Origin of the sequence: Yersinia sp. J1 (assembly GCF_050586585.1) — a bacterium.
GTDB lineage: Bacteria > Pseudomonadota > Gammaproteobacteria > Enterobacterales > Enterobacteriaceae > Yersinia > Yersinia entomophaga.
The window spans coordinates 198,994-217,752 of sequence record NZ_JBOBDP010000002.1; the positions used below are offsets into that span (position 1 = coordinate 198,994).

An 18,759-nucleotide genomic window follows, 5' to 3' on the forward strand; every position below is an offset into this window, starting at 1 on the left:
GCGCAGGGCGATTATTCAAACGCCTAGCCGTTTTTTTTCTTTGCCTGCTGTAGCCACTTATCCAGTTCATTGGCAAACTGCTGGCGATCCCGTTGATTTAAAGTATTAGGCCCGCCGGTTTGAATACCGCTGGCGCGCATGGTATCCATAAAATCGCGCATATTTAGCCGTTCACGAATAGTATCCGGCGTATAACGCTCACCGCGTGGATTTAAGGCTATTCCCCCTTTTTCAATGACCTCTGCGGCTAACGGAATATCGGCGGTAATCACTAAATCACCAATTTCAACTCGTTGTACGATTTCGTTATCAGCTACGTCAAATCCTGATGCAACCTGTAGGGTACGGATAAATTTTGACGGCGGTGTTTTCAACGGCTGATTTGCGACCAAAGTTACCATCATGCCAACGCGATCTGCCGCGCGGAAGAGTACTTCTTTGATAACGTTCGGACAGGCATCTGCATCGACCCAAATTTGCATCAGCAGGTTTCTCCGTTTGTTTCATTTGCCCATTCTCTGACCGGCAGAAAATCGCGGTAAAGCACGGCTTCCGGGCTATCAGGCTCCGGTTGATAATTATATTCCCAACGCACCAAAGGCGGCAGAGACATTAAAATAGATTCGGTCCGTCCGCCGGTTTGCAGCCCAAACAGCGTGCCACGATCCCACACCAGATTGAATTCGACGTAACGACCACGACGATAAAGTTGGAACTGACGCTCACGCTCACCCCAAGGCAGGGTTTTACGACGTTCGACAATCGGCAGGTAAGCATCGGTAAAACCTTTGCCAACGGCCTGAGTAAAGGCAAAACAGGTCGAAAAATCTGGAGTGTTCAAGTCATCAAAGAACAGCCCGCCGATGCCACGAGCTTCGTTCCGATGTTTGATATAGAAATAGTCGTCGCACCATTTTTTATACTTGCCGTACAGATCTTCCCCAAAAGGCTGGCATAACGCTTTAGCCGTTTGATGCCAATGCACCGCGTCTTCTTCAAAGCCGTAGTAGGGGGTTAAATCGAAACCGCCGCCGAACCACCAAACTGGCTGTTCACCGGGTTTTTCGGCAATAAAGAAGCGAACGTTGGCATGACTGGTTGGGATGTAAGGATTGAGGGGATGAATGACCAGCGAAACACCGAGCGCCTGAAAGCTACGGCCCGCCAACTCTGGGCGGTGCGCGGTAGCGGAGGCGGGTAAGGTGGCACCAGACACATGAGAGAAATTCACGCCGGCCTGTTCGAATACTGTGCCATTAACCATTACCCGGCTGCGTCCGCCGCCACCTTCCTCTCGTTCCCACTGTTGTTCGGTAAAACTGGCCTGACCGTCTGCCTGCGCGAGTTTGGCGCAAATGTCATCCTGTAGTGATAAGAGAAAGGTTTTGATAATGTTTATGTCTGGTGTATTCATCAAAGTTATATTCACTGGCTTGGGAGTGTTTTAGGCCGCTAAGTATACCCTGATTCCAGCCTATAGTTGTACCGTCAGTGTGGGTTCGGTTTATGACTGCTAAGGAAACCGAATATCGTTGCCTACTACGAAAATTCTGCCTGAATCCGTTATTATCGTCGGTATCGACCTCGGATAATAGGTGCGTCAGCCTGAGCCAACTCTCTTAATTATGTGTATCCGTATCAATTTATTATTGCGCGTGTAGATAATCCCGCGATAATCAGAACATCAACTTTAATTAACAGCGGCGAACACTGATGGAAATTCGCGTATTTCGACAAGATGATTTTGAAGAGGTAATAACTCTGTGGGAGCGCTGTGATTTATTACGGCCGTGGAACGACCCAGAGATGGATATTGAGCGCAAACTGAACCACGATCCGGATTTATTCCTAGTGGCAGAAGTGAATGGCGCTGTCGTGGGCTCGGTGATGGGGGGTTATGACGGCCATCGAGGTTCCGCATATTACCTTGGCGTTCATCCGGACTTCCGTGGCCGCGGCATTGCCAATGCGCTGATCAGTCGCCTTGAGAAAAAGCTCATTGCCCGCGGCTGCCCAAAAATAAATATCATGGTCCGCGACGATAATGATGCGGTGCTGGGTATGTATGAAAAGTTGGATTATGAGATTCAGGACAGTATTAGCCTTGGCAAACGGCTGATCGTCGATCAAGAGTATTAGCGGTGAGTAAGTCGGAAGCTTAAAAATACCCTATCCCGCTGAATTGATCTGAGGGATAGGGCGTTCAATTATGGCAATTTGGTAATATTTCTCACATCAACTTCTACTGAATTCCAGTCTTTATCCACCTTTCCTTCGATTTGTACTTTATCTTTCGGCGTGATGGTCTGGCCTTTCCAACGTTTGGCGTCAATATCTACGGTGATCGTGCCGGTATTGTCGCGGAAAGTGTAGTTATCGTGGCTCAAACGCTCTTCGATATAACCTTGTAAAGTGACGCGAGTGTCGTCACGCATGGATTTGACTTTATCTACGGTTGTGATTGCCGCGCTTGGGCCTTGGAAACCGCCTTGGGTTGCGGGCTGAGTTTGGGTTGTTGACGGGCCCTCAAAGCCACCGGTAGTTGGAGTAGTGGTGGTTTGTGCTAATGCCGGAGTGCTACATAAAGCCAGAAATGTTGCTGCTGTGATGAACTTCTTCACGTTATCGCTCCTTCAATCAATAAATGATTATGTCCGATAGCCGGGGAAATCTCGTCCTTTGAGTCGCCGATAATAACCAGACCGCAAAAAATGCTTAAATATCGCGACCTGAGCGGTCATTATAGTTTAGGAATATAGGTTGGCAATAATCCGATGGCTGCAAAATGAAGAGCATCTGTGAAGATAAGTGGCCGATTAATATGGCGGGATTACGAAAATATGAGCTTCTTTGGTGCGACTGTCATACCGAGGGGCTGTGACTACGGCACTTTTTTAGCAAACTGAACTCCAACCAGTGAATCATTGAGCGCTGTTCTACTGAAACGGGCTTTGTCTGTGGGCCGAAAGCAAGTGATTATCGGTATCACCGTTTTTGTCAGTTAATTTTAAGGAGCTATACCATGAATTTACGCCCGTTATTGCTTGGGTTGCCAATATTGCTGACGGGGTGTTCTGCGCTCTCAAATTTTTCTTGGTCGAGCCTGTCTCCCACGAATTGGTTTGGTAGTAGCCTGCGGGTGACCGAGGAAGGCGTAGGGAGTATTACTGCCGCCACGGCGATGAATCAGGATGCGATTAACGAAGGTCTGAACGGCGATTACCGCTTACGCAGCGGCATGGCTGGCAATGGCGATAGATTAATTTCTTTTTATCAGGCGATGAAGGACGCTCAGGTTAAACTGATTATTTCAGGCCAGCCTAAAGGCACTGTCGAACGCATTGACGTTATGGACAAAAATATTTCCAGCCAGTGGGGCGTAAAACTGGATACACCATTTAGCGATATCTTTGAGCAGGCTTATGGTGCCTGCCAGAAAGCTACCGGTGATGATGCCGAAAGCGTAGAGTGCGTGGCTCCAGAAAGTAAACATGTTAGTTACCTGTTTACCGGCATTTGGCATGGTCCGGAAGGATTAATGCCATCAAACGACGCACTGAAAAACTGGAAAGTGAGTAAAATAATCTGGCGTGCTCAGGCTCATTAATCTTAGCCGTAATGGGATTATTTTAACGTCGTAAAGGCTCCTCTGTCGGAGCCTTTATTATTTCTGGGGAAAAATCACGGTGGTAGCCGCCTGCTAGCATTGGGGCTATTCCTGTTTTATTTTGCGCTGACGCAATGTAATAATTAAGGCGTCGCGTATGATGTCGAACAGAATATAAAGTTGGGGGAAGAACCCCAACTCCCAGTTTTTATTGAGGAAGAAATCATGTCTCAGGTTCAGAGCGGTATTTTGTTGGAACATTGCCGTTTTGCTATTTTTTTGGAAGCAAAAATTCAGGGTGAACTGGATGACATCCGTAGCGGTTCTAAAATATTCTGCCAATCGTTGGTGGAGTTACAACAACAATACCCTGATGCACATTTAGGCGCGGTTATTGCCTTCGGTTCTGACGTATGGCATGACCTCTCCGGCGGGCAGGGCGCTGCTGAACTGAAGCCTTTTGTGCCGTTGGGACGAGGTTTGGCACCGGCGACCCAGCGTGACATGCTGATCCACATTCAGTCTCTGCGCCATGATGTGAACTTCTCTCTGGCTCAGGCTGCACTGGCCGCATTCGGTAAAACTATTGCTATTGAAGAGGAAACCCATGGTTTCCGTTGGGTGGATGAACGAGACCTTACCGGCTTTATTGACGGTACTGAAAACCCGCAGGGTGATAACCGGCCTGAAGTCGCGGTCATTGCCGAAGGTGAGGAAGACGCTGGCGGTAGCTACGTTTTGGTTCAGCGCTATGAGCACAACCTGAGCACCTGGCAGCGCCAACCGCAGGAAAAACAAGAGCAAATCATTGGCCGCACCAAGTCGGATAGCCAGGAACTGCCACCGGATCAGCGTCCTGATACCTCGCACGTTAGCCGGGTTGATTTAAAAGAAAACGGTAAGGGGCTGAAAATTCTGCGTCAGAGCCTGCCTTATGGTACTGCCAGTGGGAAACACGGTCTGTATTTCATCGCTTATTGCGCACGTTTACACAATATCGAACAGCAATTGCTAAGCATGTTCGGAGATCTGGATGGCAAGCACGACCAGTTGCTGCGTTTTAGTAAGGCCGTTACCGGCAGCTATTATTTCGCGCCGTCGCTGACTAAACTGCTGTCGCTATAGTTATAGTATTTTCTGCAAAAAAACGTATAAAAAAGCCGGATTGCTATTTAGCACCGGCTTTTTTTATAGCTCAATGGCAGTGGTCTACATATTTCTTGGGAAGATTACAGCGCCACTGCGTCACGCATTCTGTTCAGCACAGTTTGTTTTTGTTCTTTAGTTAGAGCACGTAACGGCAACCGCGGATTACCAGCATCAATACCGTGTAATTGCATCGCAGCTTTACCTGCGGCTACGCCACCCAACTCTACTAGTACACGAATTAGCGCAATGACCTGATCCATACTTCTTTGCACCGCAGCATGGTTACCAGCGTTGAAGTCCGCAATGATTTTATGGAACAGTGGAGCCGCGTAATTATAAGTGCTGCCAACGGCACCAATAGCGCCAACAGCCAATCCGCCCGGCAGATGTTCATCCACGCCAAACGGAATATCAAACTTGCCACCGCTAACCCGTAGGCAGCGTTGGAATTCATACAGATCAGCATTATTGAATTTAATGCCGGACAGGTTAGGAATTTTAGACTCGGCTTTAATTAAGAACTGTTCCATATCCAAATTCACGCCAGACATCCCGGAATGATAATAGTAAAAGCCTTTTGACGGAGCCGCCGCTGCAATTGTCTGACAATAGGCAATTAAATCATCCAGATTACCTGGCTTGAAGAAACAGGGGCCAATGGCTGAGGTCGCGAAAATATCCAGTTCTTCCGCATGGCGAGACAAATCCACCGCATCTTTAATACTGAGAGCGCCTGTGTGCAGCGTAATGCTCAATTGTCCCTGTGCGGCAGCAACCCAGCGCTCGGCAATTTTTTTACGTTCTTCAACGGAGCAATGAATACCTTCTCCCGTGGTGCCGCAAACGTAAACACCTTTTACGCCATCATTAATCAGATGCTCTGCAATCTGGTCAATGACCGGGTAATTGACTTCACCGTGCTCATCAAACGGAGTGTGCGGTGCAGCGATAAGGCCGGTTAACTTTTTCATACTTATCCTTAAACTCGAAGAGATAGCAGGGGGGGAGTTTGTTTATGGAGGATAACTCCGCCGTTAAAATTAAGCACGTCAGGAAGACTAACGCTGCTTGATGGCATCGGTGAACCAGCCGCAGATATGTTCAATGCGGGTGATGGCGGAGCCGACGGTAACGGCATAGGCTCCCGCCTTAATCGCGGCGGCGGCGAGCGCCGGTGAATTATAGCGACCTTCGGCTATCACCCGGCAACCGACCTGAGCCAGTTGGTTTACCAGCGCTAAATCCGGCTCAGACGGCGTATTTTTCGAGGTATAGCCGGATAACGTGGTGCCGATAAAATCGACGCCCAAGCGGTGAGCGCTGATACCGTCGGTATAGTCAGAAGCGTCGGCCATGGATAAACGACCAGAAGCTTTAATTCGTTCAAACAGCATTTCCACCGAAACGGGGCGCTCTCGGTGGGTTACATCAAAAGCGATAATGTCGGCTCCGGCGGCAACCAATGCATCCACATCTTCCAGCCATGGGGTTATTCTGACTGCGCAGCCCGGCAGATCTCGCTTAACAATGCCAATAATGGGCGCATCGGTCACTTCACGCACCGCTTTCACGTTGGCGGCACCTTCAATACGCAGGCCTACGGCACCGCCGTCCAGCGCGGCTTGCGCCATGGCGGCAATCATTTCGGGGCGATCCATGGCGCCGTTGGGAACCGGTTGGCATGAAACGATTAATCCGTTCTGGAGCTGATGGCGGAGGTGGATTGGATTGCTCACGGTTTTTAACTCCGGTATTTTATCTTAAATGAAGTTTTACTCCGTCATGTTAGATCTTTTATTCGACGGGCGCAACGACTGAACGAGCAAAATGTGAACCCGTAGGAAAGGGTGCCAGTCCCTTTTCCTTTGGCCGCATTTTCTGTTTGCCTATTAGAGTGAGTTGAGATAGTTTCATTCGAAGTAAAACTCCATTTTACTTTATTTTTCGGAGTGTGATCGGTGGGCGTAGAGGCTGAGGCACAGAGAGGCAGCGGTATGAAGCAGGGCTTGGTACTGGATATTGGTGGCACTAAAATCGCCGCCGCGCGAGTGAATCACAAAGGCGAACTGAGTCAACGGCAGCAAATTGCCACTCCGCGAGGAGACGCAGAACGGTTGCAAAGAACGCTGGAACAATTGATTGAACCCCATCGACAACATGTTGATTTTGTTGGTGTGGCTTCAACGGGGATTGTTAGTAATGGTTATCTCACGGCGCTAAATCCTGCCAACCTCGGTGGCTTAGCTCATTTTCCACTGCAAGCTTGTATTGAAGGCATCGCGAATGTGCCTTGTGTGCTGCTAAACGATGGTCAGGCCGCGGCGTGGGCGGAATATCAGACTTTGTCTATTGCCGTGAATAATATGATGTTCGTGACGGTTTCAACCGGCGTGGGTGGCGGTATTGTCCTGAATAATAAGTTACATACCGGTAATCAAGGATTGGCCGGCCATATTGGTCACACCTTGGCCGATCCTCACGGGCCGATGTGCGGCTGTGGTCGACGCGGCTGCGTAGAAAGCGTTGCGTCCGGTACGGCCATTGGCGCAGCCACTGCTGCCTGGGCTGAGCCGGTCACTGCCGTTGAGGTATTTCGCATGGCAAAAAATGGCCAGCGGCAGGCAGAACAGATTATTGACGATTCAGCGGCAGCCATTGCCCAAATGGTGGCGGATATGACCATGGCTCTGGATCTGGAAATGGTGGTGATCGGCGGTAGCGTGGGGTTAGCCGAAGGCTATCTCGATAGAGTGAGGCTGGCGCAGAAAACGTTACCGGCCATCTATCGTGCGCCTTTGCAGGCGGCTCATTACCGCCAAGATAGCGGTTTATCGGGTGCAGCGCTGTGGGCCACAGCCACGCTGTAATCAATAGTGCAACCTAGTGACGAATAATTAAGATTATCCGTTGGGATATAAGGCATAAAAATGATTCACGGTAACTTAAATCAGCCCGAATTTTTTGGCGGCTATCCGGAAAGTATTCAAATGATACTGGCGTATTTGTCGGAAATACCGGTTAACGAATTGTCCTGCGGTCGTCATGATATTAACGGCGAGGATATTTTTATGAATGTGATGGAATTTGACACTCAGCCAGCGGAAAGTAAAAAAGCAGAAATGCATCTTGTTTACGCCGATGTACAGCTGCTCATTCGCGGTGTGGAAGGGATTGAATATTCAACCCAAACGCCATCAGAACATCTGGAGCCTTATCAGGCTGAGGATGATTATCAGCTTATTGCCGAAATTCCGGATAAAAGCCAATTACGTATGTTCCCCGGTATGTTTGCGGTATTCCTACCGGGTGAGCCTCATAAGCCGGGCTGTCAAATTATCGGTTCTGGTACGATTAAAAAACTGGTGGTGAAGGTGCATCGCCGCCTGCTGGACGACACTCTATTATCCTGATTTCCCTATAATAAGAACCTTAGTTATCTTTGACATTTTCCCCGGCCCCCCGGGGTTTTTTATTGTTTCTACCGCCGCTCTCCGGCCTCATTTGTCTTCACGAAGCCTGCCAACTATGTAATCATGCCCACCAAATTTAAACTCACCCTGAGGTGTTTGTGATGAAAACGGGTACTCCACGTTTCCAGCCTGGAAAAATTCTTGATGCCTTGGGGGCGATGCAAAATAGCCTGACTCGTTCTGCTCAGCGTATTGCGGCCTATATTCTGACGGAGCCGGCTAAAGTGACTCAGGTTTCTATTGCTGAATTATCCTCATTAACTCAAACCGGCGAAGCCACCATTATTCGTTTCTGCCGCACGCTGGGCTATAAGGGATTCCATGATTTCAAAATGGATTTGGCCATCGAAGTTGCAACCAGCAATGCGTCAAATAATGAAAATAGCCTGTTAGACGCGGATGTTCAGGATAGCGATAATACCCTGACTATTGGTAGTAAATTGCAGGTGGCAATTAATAATGTGTTATCAGAAACCCTGAATTTGCTGTCGCTGGAATGTGTTGAAAAAGTGGTTAGCTTGCTGCGTCCGGCAGACAGAATCTGTATTTTTGGCGTAGGGTCTTCCGGTATTACTGCCGAAGACGCCAAGGCAAAATTAATGCGTATCGGCCTGCGAGTCGATGCCGCAACCAATAATCATTTTATGTATATGCAGGCTTCATTAATGAAAGCCGGTGATGTCGCTATTGGTATTAGCCATTCAGGTACTTCTACAGAGACCGTAGAGGCATTGCGGCTGGCAAAACAGGCCGGAGCGACAACCGTTGCCTTAACTCATAATATGGGGTCGCGCATTACCGAACTGGCCGATTATGTATTAATCAATGGCAACCGTCAGGGGCAATTACAAGGTGACTCTATCGGCACCAAAATTGCCCAGTTATTTGTGTTGGATCTGATTTATGCCTTATTGGTGAAAGCTGATCCTGAGCAGGCGGAGAGTACGAAGCGTAAAACCACTCTCGCCGTTAGCCAGAACGGATAAGCTGCAAAAAAATATAATCTCCTTTGCAAAACGCACTTCTCCCGTGAATAAGCCATCTCTACGTTATATCTACGGTGGCTTATTTGGTTCTTCCCGGTAATACAAACATTTCGCCATCTTTGTCACGTTTTCTACACATTGTGATTGAAAAGAGAGAGTGATCTTATACACTCAAGTGGAGTTTTACTCCTTTTTGTGTTTTATTTCGGGGTTTAACTGCGAAAAACATAAGCGTAGCTATCAGCGCAATTAGCTGCTTTAAATATGCGTTAAAACAATGAGATGCTGATTGTTAAACGCGTGGCCGGGATAATAGATTTCCGTCAGAGGCTTATCAATGACGGGGGAGAACGCCTTAATATGAATACTTCAATACAGCAGCGCTGGTATAAACAGCTGACGCCTGCTCAATGGAAGGCATTTATTGCCGCATGGATCGGTTATGCCCTGGATGGCTTTGACTTCGTACTGATCACGCTGGTGCTGACCGATATAAAGCAAGAGTTTGGTTTATCCCTTATTCAGGCCACCAGTTTAATCTCTGCGGCATTTATTTCCCGTTGGTTTGGCGGATTAGTGCTGGGTGCTATGGGCGATCGTTATGGTCGTAAATTAGCCATGATTACCAGCATCGTCCTCTTTTCCTTTGGTACGCTGGCATGTGGTCTGGCTCCGGGTTATACCACCTTATTTATTGCCCGACTGATTATCGGTATTGGTATGGCGGGAGAATATGGCTCCAGCTCGACTTATGTCATGGAAAGCTGGCCGAAACACATGCGGAATAAAGCCAGCGGCTTCCTGATTTCCGGTTTCTCCATTGGCGCCGTATTAGCCGCTCAGGCCTATAGCTATATCGTTCCTGCTTTTGGCTGGCGGATGCTGTTTTATATTGGGTTGTTGCCGATTATTTTCGCTTTGTGGCTACGAAAAAACCTGCCAGAGGCCGAGGATTGGGAAAAGGCGCAGAATCAATCGGCTAAACAGAAACCCGCTAAATCGCTAAATATGGTGGATATCTTGTACCGCAGTAACCTCAGTTACCTGAACATTATTCTGACGGTGTTTGCCGCCGCAGCGCTATATTTCTGCTTCACTGGTATGGTTTCGGCACCCGTTGTGGTGGCTCTGGGAATTTTATGCGCGGCAATATTTATCTACTTTATGGTGCAAACCAGTGGCGATCGCTGGCCGACGGGCGTGATGCTGATGGTGGTGGTGTTCTGCGCCTTCCTCTATTCCTGGCCGATTCAGGCGCTGTTGCCAACTTACCTGAAATTGGAGCTGGGTTATGATCCACATACTGTAGGTAATGTGTTGTTCTTTAGTGGCTTTGGCGCGGCGGTTGGTTGCTGCGTCGGCGGTTTTCTGGGCGATTGGCTGGGGACGCGTAAAGCCTATGTAGCCAGTTTACTCGTTTCCCAATTGCTGATTATCCCGCTGTTTGCCATGGGTGGCGGGAATATTATGCTGCTTGGCGCGGTGCTGTTTTTACAGCAAATGCTGGGGCAGGGCATTGCGGGACTGTTACCGAAATTATTGGGCGGCTATTTCGATACCGAGCAACGCGCAGCCGGTTTAGGCTTTACTTATAACGTGGGGGCGCTCGGCGGTGCACTGGCACCGATTCTGGGCGCGTCTATTGCTCAACACTTGAGTCTGGGAACTGCGCTGGGATCTCTATCCTTCAGCCTGACTTTCGTGGTGATTCTGCTCATTGGTTTTGATATGCCATCGCGCGTTCAGCGCTGGATTCGTCCGAAAGGATTGAGAATGGTCGACGCCATTGATGGTAAAGCTTTCAGCGGAGCCAAGGGCAATGCCACGGCGCAGCCAGTCACGCTGAAATAATCCCTCGCGCGTGAGGTTAACCACGGCGCTTTCACAAAGTCTGGCTGATATCAGCCAGACTTTCTTATTTTTGTCAGTCGCGGGGAAGAGGCGGTTTTGCTGCCTTAGAGCATTTCATACTTGCACATCACTAAACGGTATATAAAAGCGTTACAGCTATATGCCTAGTTATAAATACACTGATCATCATTAAGGCGTTATCAGCCCGGCGAACTCAGTGACTAAGGTGCAGAATGAAACAGAACTTGATGAAAAATGGCAGGCTGGCCGGATGGTCAAAAGCGGCTCTGTTGAGCGCTTTGGTATTGGGCAGCGCCACGGTTTCTGCCACCGAGTTACTGAACAGCTCTTATGATGTTTCCCGCGAATTGTTCTCCGCGCTGAATCCGGGTTTCCAGAAACAGTGGGAAGCTCAGAATCCCGGCGATAAGCTGACCATCAAACAGTCTCATGCCGGCTCATCCAAACAGGCATTGGCTATTTTGCAAGGTCTGAAAGCCGACGTAGTCACCTACAATCAGGTTACAGACGTACAAATCCTGCATGATCGCGGCAATTTGATTCCAGCCGATTGGCAAGCGCGCTTGCCGAATAACAGTTCACCTTTCTATTCCACTATGGCGTTTCTGGTTCGCAAAGATAATCCGAAAGGAATTCACAGCTGGAATGATCTGGTGCGTGAAGACGTCAAGCTGGTGTTTCCAAATCCGAAAACCTCGGGCAATGGCCGTTATACCTATTTGGCCGCTTGGGGCGCAACCAGTCAGGCCGACGGCGGTGACGATGCTAAAACCCGCGACTGGATGAAACGTTTCCTGAAAAACGTGGTGGTATTTGATACCGGTGGCCGCGGCGCAACTACGACTTTTGTGGAGCGCGGGCTGGGCGATGTGCTGATTAGCTTCGAATCAGAAGTGAACAATATTCGGAAAGAATACGGCAGCGACAAATATGAAGTCATCGTCCCGCCGGTGGATATCCTGGCGGAGTTCCCAGTGGCGTGGGTAGATAAAAACGTCGTGAAAAACGGCACGGAAAAAGCCGCGAAAGCTTATCTGACCTACTTGTACAGCCCTGAAGCGCAGCAGGTTATTACCAGCTTTAACTATCGCGTTTATGACAAAACCGCCATGGCTGCGGCGAAATCGCAGTTCCCGGAAACCCAATTATTCCGCGTGGAAGAACAGTTCGGCAGTTGGCCGCAGGTGATGAGCACCCATTTTTCCAGCGGCGGCGTATTGGATAAATTGTTAGCGGAAGGGCACCAGTAATGTTGTCGGCGTCCAGCAAGCGGGTTCTGCCCGGATTCACTCTTAGCCTCGGGAGCAGCCTGCTTTATACCTGCCTTATCCTGCTGTTACCTTTGAGCGCTCTGGTGATGCAACTGGCTCAAATGAGTCTGGCGCAATACTGGGAAGTGATTTCCAATCCGCAGGTGGTCGCGGCTTACAAAGTCACGCTGTTGGCCGCCGGCGTTGCCAGCGTGTTCAACGCCGTTTTCGGTATGCTAATGGCGTGGATTTTGACCCGCTATCAGTTCCCCGGCCGCAGTATTCTTGACGGTCTGATGGATTTGCCTTTTGCCTTGCCGACGGCGGTTGCTGGTTTAACGCTGGCCACGCTGTTCTCCACTACCGGTTGGTACGGTGGTTGGCTGGCACAGTTTGATATCAAAGTTTCCTTTACCTGGCTGGGGATTGCAGTAGCCATGGCTTTTACCAGTTTGCCATTTGTGGTGCGAACCGTGCAGCCGGTGTTGGAAGAGTTAGGGCCGGAATACGAAGAAGCGGCAGAAACCCTGGGTGCCACTCGTTGGCAGAGTTTCCGTCGGGTGGTCATGCCGGAGCTGGCTCCGGCGCTGCTGGCCGGTACTGCGCTATCATTTACCCGCAGTTTGGGGGAGTTTGGCGCCGTGATTTTTATCGCCGGTAATATCGCGTGGAAAACCGAAGTGACCTCGCTGATGATTTTTATCCGCCTGCAAGAGTTTGATTATCCGGCGGCTAGCGCCATTGCCTCGGTGATTCTGGCCGTGTCATTGGTGTTGCTGTTTAGCATCAATACCTTACAGAGCCGCTTTGGTCAGCGGATTGGGGGGCACTGATGGCGGATATTTCAGAATTTAACGGTGGTGCTGTTCGCCCGCCTTTCAACTGGGGAAAATGGACGTTAATCGCCATCGGCGCGGTGTTTTCCATTTTGCTGTTAGTGATTCCAATCGCCTGGATTTTTATCACCGCGTTCTCCAAAGGAATAGAGGTGGTAGGGCAGAATTTAGCCGATCCAGACATGCTGCATGCTATTTGGCTGACGGTGTTAGTCGCGCTGATTACCGTTCCGGTGAATCTGGTGTTTGGCGTCGTGATGGCCTGGCTGGTGACGCGTTTTCAGTTCCCCGGTCGCCAATTATTGATGACGCTGATTGATATTCCCTTTGCTGTCTCGCCAGTGGTAGCGGGTCTGATGTATTTGCTGTTTTACGGTTCCAACGGCGTGGCTGGCGGCTGGCTGGATGCCCATGATATTCAACTGATGTTTTCATGGCCGGGAATGGTGTTGGTGACGGTATTTGTCACCTGCCCATTTGTGGTGCGGGAACTGGTACCGGTGATGATGAGTCAGGGCAGCCAGGAAGATGAGGCTGCAGTATTGCTGGGTGCTTCCGGTTGGCAGATGTTCCGTCGCGTCACCTTGCCGAATATCCGCTGGGCGCTATTGTACGGTGTGGTATTAACCAACGCCCGCGCCATTGGTGAATTTGGCGCAGTCTCCGTGGTATCCGGCTCAATTCGCGGTGAAACCTACACCTTACCGCTGCAAGTTGAATTGCTGCATCAGGATTACAACACCGCCGGTGCTTTCACTGCAGCGGCGTTACTCACCCTGATGGCGATAGTTACCCTATTTCTGAAGAGCGGTCTGCAATGGCGCTTAGCGCGTCAGGTTGTTCGCCTCGAACAGGAGGAAAAGCATGAGCATTGAAATTAACAATATCAGCAAATATTTTGGTCGTACCAAGGTATTGAACGACATCGCGCTGGATATTCCTTCTGGTCAGATGGTGGCACTGCTGGGGCCTTCGGGATCGGGTAAAACGACGTTGCTGCGAATTATTGCCGGTCTGGAAAACCAAAATGCCGGACGGCTGAGTTTCCACGGTACTGACGTTAGCCGGCTACACGCGCGGGAGCGCCGGGTGGGTTTTGTGTTCCAGCATTATGCGCTGTTCCGCCATATGACGGTGTTCGACAATATTGCGTTCGGCCTCACGGTATTACCGCGCCGCGAGCGCCCAAATGCGACGGCCATTAAGCACAAAGTCGAACAGCTACTGGAAATGGTACAGCTTGGTCATTTGGCGAATCGTTTTCCTTCCCAGCTTTCCGGCGGTCAAAAGCAGCGAGTCGCTTTGGCTCGCGCGTTGGCGGTAGAACCGCAGATTCTGTTGCTGGATGAACCTTTTGGCGCGCTGGACGCGCAGGTACGTAAAGAATTACGCCGCTGGCTGCGTCAGCTGCATGAAGAGCTGAAATTCACCAGCGTTTTCGTGACCCACGATCAGGAAGAAGCGATGGAAGTGGCGGATCGGATTGTGGTGATGAGTCAGGGCAATATTGAGCAGGTGGGCACGCCGGATGAGGTATGGCGCGATCCGGCCACGCGTTTTGTGTTGGAATTCCTCGGTGAGGTTAACCGATTAAGCGGTGAGATCCGCGGTTCGCAGCTTTACGTTGGCGCTCACCACTGGCCGCTGGATCTGGCTCCTATGCATCAGGGGCGCGTCGATTTGTTCCTGCGCCCGTGGGAAATGGAAATCAGTACTCAGGCCGGCGCTCGCTGTCCGCTGCCGGTTCAGGTACTGGAGGTCAGCCCGCGCGGCCACTTCTGGCAGTTAACCGTGCAACCGATAGGCTGGCATCAGGAACCTATCAGCGTGGTATTACCGGAAGGTGGCGTAGCTGCGCCAGTGCGAGGCAATCGCTACTACGTTGGCGGATTGAACGCGCGACTTTATTCTGGCGATCAATTACTGCAACCCATTGCTATGGCGCAAAGCGCCTGATAGTTTTTGCTCACCGCATATAATCAGGTGGCCTATTGGCCGCCTTTTTGCTTTGTCCGAACGTGGCGTAAAACTCATGCCATCGGGCACTTTTATTCGCTTAATAGGTTAATAATGTGACAACCCTGGAACAGTGTATCGGTAATACCCCGTTGGTGAAATTGCAGCGTCTGACACAAGGGCTGAACGCCGATGTGTGGGTCAAACTGGAAGGGAATAATCCTGCCGGGTCGGTAAAAGATCGGGCAGCGCTGTCCATGATTCAGCAAGCGGAATTACGGGGTGATATTCATGATGGTGATGTATTAATTGAGGCGACCAGTGGTAACACCGGCATTGCTCTGGCTATGATTGCGGCGATGAAAGGCTACCGAATGAAGTTACTCATGCCGGAAAATATGAGCCAGGAGCGTCAGGCGGCGATGCGAGCCTACGGCGCTGAATTGATTCTGGTCAGCCGTGAGCAGGGAATGGAAGGCGCGAGAGATCTGGCGCTGGAGATGGAGCGGCAAGGGCAGGGCAAGGTATTGGATCAATTCAATAATCAGGATAATCCTCTGGCTCATTTTACTGGCACTGGGCCAGAAATCTGGCAGCAAACGGCAGGAAAAATAACCCATTTCGTTTCCAGCATGGGTACCACCGGCACCATCACCGGTGTAAGTCGCTATTTGAAAAGCCAGAATCCGCAGGTGGAAATTATCGGTCTGCAGCCGGCGGAAGGCAGCAGTATTCCCGGTATTCGTCGCTGGTCTCCGGCTTATTTACCGGGGATTTTTCGTCCAGAACTGGTCGATCAGGTTTTGGATATTGGGCAGACTGACGCGGAGAAAACCATGCGTCTTCTGGCGGAGCAGGAAGGGATTTTCTGCGGTGTCAGTTCCGGCGGTGCGGTGGCTGGCGCTTTGCGCGTTGCGGCAGAACGTCCGGGCGCGGTGATCGTGGCGATTATTTGCGATCGTGGCGATCGCTATCTTTCTACCGGCGTTTTTGATTAGTGACACCGTTAAATATGGCATCCGAAGTTAGCGCTACACTTCGGATGCGTTTCAGCTACTGCTGGCGTAACCGGTTGCCATCCCAAGATAATTGTCTAATGGACGCCACTGCCGCGCCGTTATCGGTTTCCCCGCCAATCAGCCAGATATTATCTCCATCCTGAATAGAAACGCCGTAACCCAAAGGTTGAGGTAATTTCCCGACGATTTTCCATTCCCCGTTCACCAATCCATAGACTTCGTCACGCCAGTTTTTTTTCAGTCCTTGATGAGCATAAAGCTGACCGGCGTTAAATTGTGCTCTGGCACCGGGGAAGTTGGCTCCGCCCGCTACCAATATGGCCTGATGGCTAATACCAGCAAAAGCTCCGGCCAACCCTTCCTGTTGCATTTTATCGCTGGCTGGAATCAGATCGGGCAACCGCTTCCAGTGCATCTGATCTTGTTGCCATGTCCCTTCTAGCGCTTCGGCGGTTCGTAATCCTGGTTTGACTTCTCCGTTAATCAAAATGACTCGGTTTTGCCGAGTCGCGATAGCAGAGCCTGCGCGGCCAAATTGAGGCAACTGGCCGCCGGATCGCCATTGATTATTCGTCGGGTTATAAATCATGATTTCCCGATTGAAGAAATAGCTCTCCGGTGCCTGATTGAAATAAGTCTGAGCCACGGCATCTTTTTGTTGCGCCGTTTGAGCTGCGCTTAAATCCTGAAAATAGCCGTCAAATACCTGCTTATTCACCCCACCTATAACCCATGCCCGCTGACCATCAAGGGAAGCAATAGCGGTGCCAACCAATCCCTGAGGTGCGCGGGTTGGCACTTTTTCCCAACGATTGTCCGATGGATCGTAGCGATAAACTTCGGTTAAAGCTTGTGGATTGGCCTCGTTTTCCGTGGCTTTACCGACGCCACCGAAAACATAAAGCTTGCCATCAAGCATAACGGAAACCGCCTGTTCTCGCGGCTGAGCGGGGAATTCAGCTATTTTTTCCCAGATTGGTGATGTATGAGCAATATCTATCCGAAACCAGTTCTTACCTGCGCTACCTAAACCCACGTAAATGACCGAACCATTTATGGCGCCAGTACCGTTCTTGAATGACAAAGGAACATCAGGTAAAGCCGCTGCCTGACTAAGGGAAACAGAGCCTATTGCCAGCAAAGCGTAAAGAAAACCTCGAGTTGCCTTGAACATGATGCCATTCCCTTATCTAGAGTTTGAGTATTATTAGAATGTCTAACTCCATTATCAAAAATAAAACGGAGTTAAACTATTATCAATAACATACCCAGTCCGTCGATAAAATCGCAATGGGAAAGCGCATTTTTGTGACCGCTTACCGAAATTACTCTCGCTCAAGGGCACGGATCGGATCCATTTCGGCGGCACGTTTCGCCGGGAAAAAGCCAAAAACCACGCCAATCAGGCTGGAACAGAGAAAGGCGCTAATCATGGAGGTCGCGGAGTACACCATAGTAAAACTGGTGCTGAACTGACTGAATAACCCGCCGATCGCCAGCGACAACAACACGCCGAGGCAACCGCCTAAAAGACAGACCAATACCGCTTCAATGAGAAATTGCTGCATGATATCGCTGGAACGGGCGCCAACGGCCATGCGCACGCCAATCTCTTTGGTTCGTTCACTTACGGAAACCAGCATGATATTCATTACGCCAATGCCTCCGACAATGAGCGAAATTACCGCAATCATAGATACCAATAGCGTCATGGTTGCTGTGGTTTTCTCGATGGTTTGACGGATACTATCGGTATTCATCACGAAAAAATCCTGATTGCCGTGACGCTGAGTAAGTAGTTTTATGACGCCCTGCTCAGCGTTAGCTAAGTCAATATCATCGTTTACCCGAACGGTGATGCTCTTTAAGTAGGACTGACCGAGCATACGCTTCATCGCCGTGGTATAGGGAATCCAGACGTTCAGATTTTCATCACTGCCAAAACCGCTCTGTTTTTTAGCCGCCACGCCGATAATCCGACAGGGGAGGGAACCGAGTAAAATCACCTTTCCCAATGGATTTTCTCCGTTTGGGAACAGTTTGTTACGCGTGTTCTGGTCGATGACAACTTCTTGCAACAGGTTGTCCACGCTGGTGCGGGTGAAGGCCATTCCCTGATCGATTTGGTAGCCGCGCACGGTGAAGTATTGCTCGCCCACGCCGTTGACGGTACCGGATACCGATTGGTTGCCGTAGCGGAAAATCACGCTGGTAGACAGCGTGGGCGTAACGCTGTGAACGTAACCTTGCTGGGCTAATGCATCAGCATCGGTGGCGCGCAGCGTTTGAATCGCTGCCGAACGCCTATCGCCAAAATCCTTGCCAGGGAAAATCTCCAGCGTACTGGTGCCCATCGCGCTGATATTAGCCAGCACTTGTTGCTGAGAGCCTTTCCCCAGAGCAACCACTGAAACCACCGATGCGATACCGATAATAATACCCAGCATGGTGAGAAACGTGCGCAATCGTTGGGCGGCCATCGACAACAGCGCCATTTTAAAGGCTTCTTGCAGTCGATCGCGTTGCCTCAGCCAGCGAGAGGGCTGAATCGATGTTTCGATCGTGGCTGGCAGGTTTTTCTCCAGATTTTCTAGCGTATCAGGTTCCAGACTAC

18 protein-coding genes and 1 pseudogene are annotated in these 18,759 nt (G+C 50.1%); 12 read left to right on the forward strand and 7 right to left on the reverse strand.

Annotated features, from left to right (window positions below):
* Window positions 1-23: 23 nt before the first annotated feature.
* Window positions 24-482, reverse strand: a complete 459-nt coding sequence (locus ACQ4OC_RS05545) for a YaiI/YqxD family protein (protein WP_064517000.1) — start codon at window positions 480-482, stop codon at window positions 24-26.
* A complete protein-coding gene (gene hemF, locus ACQ4OC_RS05550; RefSeq protein ID WP_064517002.1) occupies window positions 482-1,414 on the reverse strand; it encodes an oxygen-dependent coproporphyrinogen oxidase in 933 nt (310 codons plus the stop codon). Before hemF ends, ACQ4OC_RS05545 begins: the two co-directional genes overlap by 1 nt.
* Before the next feature lie 299 nt (window positions 1,415-1,713).
* Here hemF and ACQ4OC_RS05555 point away from each other — a divergent pair, with 299 nt between their 5' ends.
* Entirely contained in the window at window positions 1,714-2,139 is a 426-nt protein-coding gene (locus ACQ4OC_RS05555) for a GNAT family acetyltransferase (protein ID WP_064517005.1), read from the forward strand.
* Between the two features lie 68 nt (window positions 2,140-2,207).
* On the opposite strand, the gene ACQ4OC_RS05560 is transcribed toward ACQ4OC_RS05555, so the two are convergent.
* Window positions 2,208-2,621, reverse strand: coding sequence for a YgiW/YdeI family stress tolerance OB fold protein (locus ACQ4OC_RS05560; RefSeq protein ID WP_064517007.1), 414 nt, complete (start codon window positions 2,619-2,621; stop codon window positions 2,208-2,210).
* A 401-nt stretch (window positions 2,622-3,022) separates the two neighbouring features.
* Between ACQ4OC_RS05560 and ACQ4OC_RS05565 the strand changes: the two genes are divergently transcribed.
* Both ACQ4OC_RS05565 and ACQ4OC_RS05570 read left to right on the forward strand, forming a co-directional pair.
* Window positions 3,023-3,607: an RpoE-regulated lipoprotein gene (locus ACQ4OC_RS05565; protein WP_064517009.1), complete on the forward strand. Its 585-nt coding sequence runs from the start codon at window positions 3,023-3,025 to the stop codon at window positions 3,605-3,607.
* A 225-nt stretch (window positions 3,608-3,832) separates the two neighbouring features.
* On the forward strand, window positions 3,833-4,732 hold the full coding sequence (locus ACQ4OC_RS05570) for a Dyp-type peroxidase (RefSeq protein WP_064517011.1): 900 nt from the start codon (window positions 3,833-3,835) through the stop codon (window positions 4,730-4,732).
* A 104-nt stretch (window positions 4,733-4,836) separates the two neighbouring features.
* On the opposite strand, the gene ACQ4OC_RS05575 is transcribed toward ACQ4OC_RS05570, so the two are convergent.
* Window positions 4,837-5,727 carry a dihydrodipicolinate synthase family protein gene (locus ACQ4OC_RS05575; protein ID WP_064517013.1) on the reverse strand — a complete coding sequence of 297 codons (891 nt, stop codon included), beginning with the start codon at window positions 5,725-5,727 and terminating at the stop codon, window positions 4,837-4,839.
* Between the two features lie 87 nt (window positions 5,728-5,814).
* Window positions 5,815-6,492 (reverse strand): N-acetylmannosamine-6-phosphate 2-epimerase, encoded by a 678-nt coding sequence (locus tag ACQ4OC_RS05580; RefSeq protein WP_071925603.1) that lies wholly within the window; start codon window positions 6,490-6,492, stop codon window positions 5,815-5,817.
* A gap of 258 nt (window positions 6,493-6,750) precedes the next feature.
* Between ACQ4OC_RS05580 and ACQ4OC_RS05585 the strand changes: the two genes are divergently transcribed.
* The 9 genes from ACQ4OC_RS05585 to cysM all read left to right on the forward strand — a co-directional run bounded on the left by ACQ4OC_RS05585 (window position 6,751) and on the right by cysM (window position 16,124).
* Window positions 6,751-7,623 carry an N-acetylmannosamine kinase gene (locus ACQ4OC_RS05585; protein ID WP_064518494.1) on the forward strand — a complete coding sequence of 291 codons (873 nt, stop codon included), beginning with the start codon at window positions 6,751-6,753 and terminating at the stop codon, window positions 7,621-7,623.
* Between the two features lie 60 nt (window positions 7,624-7,683).
* A complete protein-coding gene (gene nanQ, locus ACQ4OC_RS05590; protein ID WP_430971011.1) occupies window positions 7,684-8,166 on the forward strand; it encodes an N-acetylneuraminate anomerase in 483 nt (160 codons plus the stop codon).
* Between the two features lie 161 nt (window positions 8,167-8,327).
* Window positions 8,328-9,212, forward strand: coding sequence for a MurR/RpiR family transcriptional regulator (locus ACQ4OC_RS05595; protein WP_064517017.1), 885 nt, complete (start codon window positions 8,328-8,330; stop codon window positions 9,210-9,212).
* A gap of 360 nt (window positions 9,213-9,572) precedes the next feature.
* Window positions 9,573-11,063, forward strand: coding sequence for an MFS transporter (locus ACQ4OC_RS05600; protein ID WP_064517018.1), 1,491 nt, complete (start codon window positions 9,573-9,575; stop codon window positions 11,061-11,063).
* Window positions 11,064-11,296: 233 nt separating this feature from the next.
* Window positions 11,297-12,334 carry a sulfate ABC transporter substrate-binding protein gene (locus ACQ4OC_RS05605; protein ID WP_064517020.1) on the forward strand — a complete coding sequence of 346 codons (1,038 nt, stop codon included), beginning with the start codon at window positions 11,297-11,299 and terminating at the stop codon, window positions 12,332-12,334.
* Entirely contained in the window at window positions 12,334-13,167 is an 834-nt protein-coding gene (gene cysT / locus ACQ4OC_RS05610; RefSeq protein WP_049596920.1) for a sulfate/thiosulfate ABC transporter permease CysT, read from the forward strand. Before ACQ4OC_RS05605 ends, cysT begins: the two co-directional genes overlap by 1 nt.
* A complete protein-coding gene (cysW, locus tag ACQ4OC_RS05615) occupies window positions 13,167-14,045 on the forward strand; it encodes a sulfate/thiosulfate ABC transporter permease CysW (RefSeq protein ID WP_064517022.1) in 879 nt (292 codons plus the stop codon). The genes cysT and cysW overlap by 1 nt, the downstream gene beginning before the upstream one ends.
* Window positions 14,035-15,126, forward strand: a complete 1,092-nt coding sequence (cysA, locus tag ACQ4OC_RS05620) for a sulfate/thiosulfate ABC transporter ATP-binding protein CysA (protein WP_064517023.1) — start codon at window positions 14,035-14,037, stop codon at window positions 15,124-15,126. Before cysW ends, cysA begins: the two co-directional genes overlap by 11 nt.
* 116 nt (window positions 15,127-15,242) lie before the next feature.
* Window positions 15,243-16,124 carry a cysteine synthase CysM gene (cysM, locus tag ACQ4OC_RS05625; protein ID WP_064517024.1) on the forward strand — a complete coding sequence of 294 codons (882 nt, stop codon included), beginning with the start codon at window positions 15,243-15,245 and terminating at the stop codon, window positions 16,122-16,124.
* Window positions 16,125-16,179: 55 nt separating this feature from the next.
* Here cysM and ACQ4OC_RS05630 read toward each other — a convergent pair whose 3' ends face one another.
* Together ACQ4OC_RS05630 and ACQ4OC_RS05635 are read right to left on the reverse strand one after the other, a co-directional pair.
* Complete coding sequence (locus ACQ4OC_RS05630; RefSeq protein ID WP_120805841.1) at window positions 16,180-17,319, reverse strand: N-acetylneuraminate epimerase; 1,140 nt, start codon at window positions 17,317-17,319, stop codon at window positions 16,180-16,182.
* A gap of 151 nt (window positions 17,320-17,470) precedes the next feature.
* Window positions 17,471-18,682, reverse strand: a pseudogene (locus ACQ4OC_RS05635) (ABC transporter permease); the annotation flags it as partial.
* Between the last annotated feature and the right edge of the window lie 77 nt (window positions 18,683-18,759).

What these genes read in the sequence shown, in the direction of transcription:
- hemF (WP_064517002.1), bottom strand. Translation starts at nt 1,414, where the DNA reads ATGAATACACCAGACATAAACATTATCAAAACCTTTCTCTTATCACTA.
- ACQ4OC_RS05595 (WP_064517017.1), top strand. Translation starts at nt 8,328, where the DNA reads ATGAAAACGGGTACTCCACGTTTCCAGCCTGGAAAAATTCTTGATGCC.
- ACQ4OC_RS05545 (WP_064517000.1), bottom strand. Translation starts at nt 482, where the DNA reads ATGCAAATTTGGGTCGATGCAGATGCCTGTCCGAACGTTATCAAAGAA.
- ACQ4OC_RS05600 (WP_064517018.1), top strand. Translation starts at nt 9,573, where the DNA reads ATGAATACTTCAATACAGCAGCGCTGGTATAAACAGCTGACGCCTGCT.
- ACQ4OC_RS05585 (WP_064518494.1), top strand. Translation starts at nt 6,751, where the DNA reads ATGAAGCAGGGCTTGGTACTGGATATTGGTGGCACTAAAATCGCCGCC.
- ACQ4OC_RS05565 (WP_064517009.1), top strand. Translation starts at nt 3,023, where the DNA reads ATGAATTTACGCCCGTTATTGCTTGGGTTGCCAATATTGCTGACGGGG.
- nanQ (WP_430971011.1), top strand. Translation starts at nt 7,684, where the DNA reads ATGATTCACGGTAACTTAAATCAGCCCGAATTTTTTGGCGGCTATCCG.
- ACQ4OC_RS05555 (WP_064517005.1), top strand. Translation starts at nt 1,714, where the DNA reads ATGGAAATTCGCGTATTTCGACAAGATGATTTTGAAGAGGTAATAACT.
- cysW (WP_064517022.1), top strand. Translation starts at nt 13,167, where the DNA reads ATGGCGGATATTTCAGAATTTAACGGTGGTGCTGTTCGCCCGCCTTTC.
- cysT (WP_049596920.1), top strand. Translation starts at nt 12,334, where the DNA reads ATGTTGTCGGCGTCCAGCAAGCGGGTTCTGCCCGGATTCACTCTTAGC.
- ACQ4OC_RS05630 (WP_120805841.1), bottom strand. Translation starts at nt 17,319, where the DNA reads ATGTTCAAGGCAACTCGAGGTTTTCTTTACGCTTTGCTGGCAATAGGC.
- cysA (WP_064517023.1), top strand. Translation starts at nt 14,035, where the DNA reads ATGAGCATTGAAATTAACAATATCAGCAAATATTTTGGTCGTACCAAG.
- ACQ4OC_RS05575 (WP_064517013.1), bottom strand. Translation starts at nt 5,727, where the DNA reads ATGAAAAAGTTAACCGGCCTTATCGCTGCACCGCACACTCCGTTTGAT.
- ACQ4OC_RS05570 (WP_064517011.1), top strand. Translation starts at nt 3,833, where the DNA reads ATGTCTCAGGTTCAGAGCGGTATTTTGTTGGAACATTGCCGTTTTGCT.
- ACQ4OC_RS05605 (WP_064517020.1), top strand. Translation starts at nt 11,297, where the DNA reads ATGAAACAGAACTTGATGAAAAATGGCAGGCTGGCCGGATGGTCAAAA.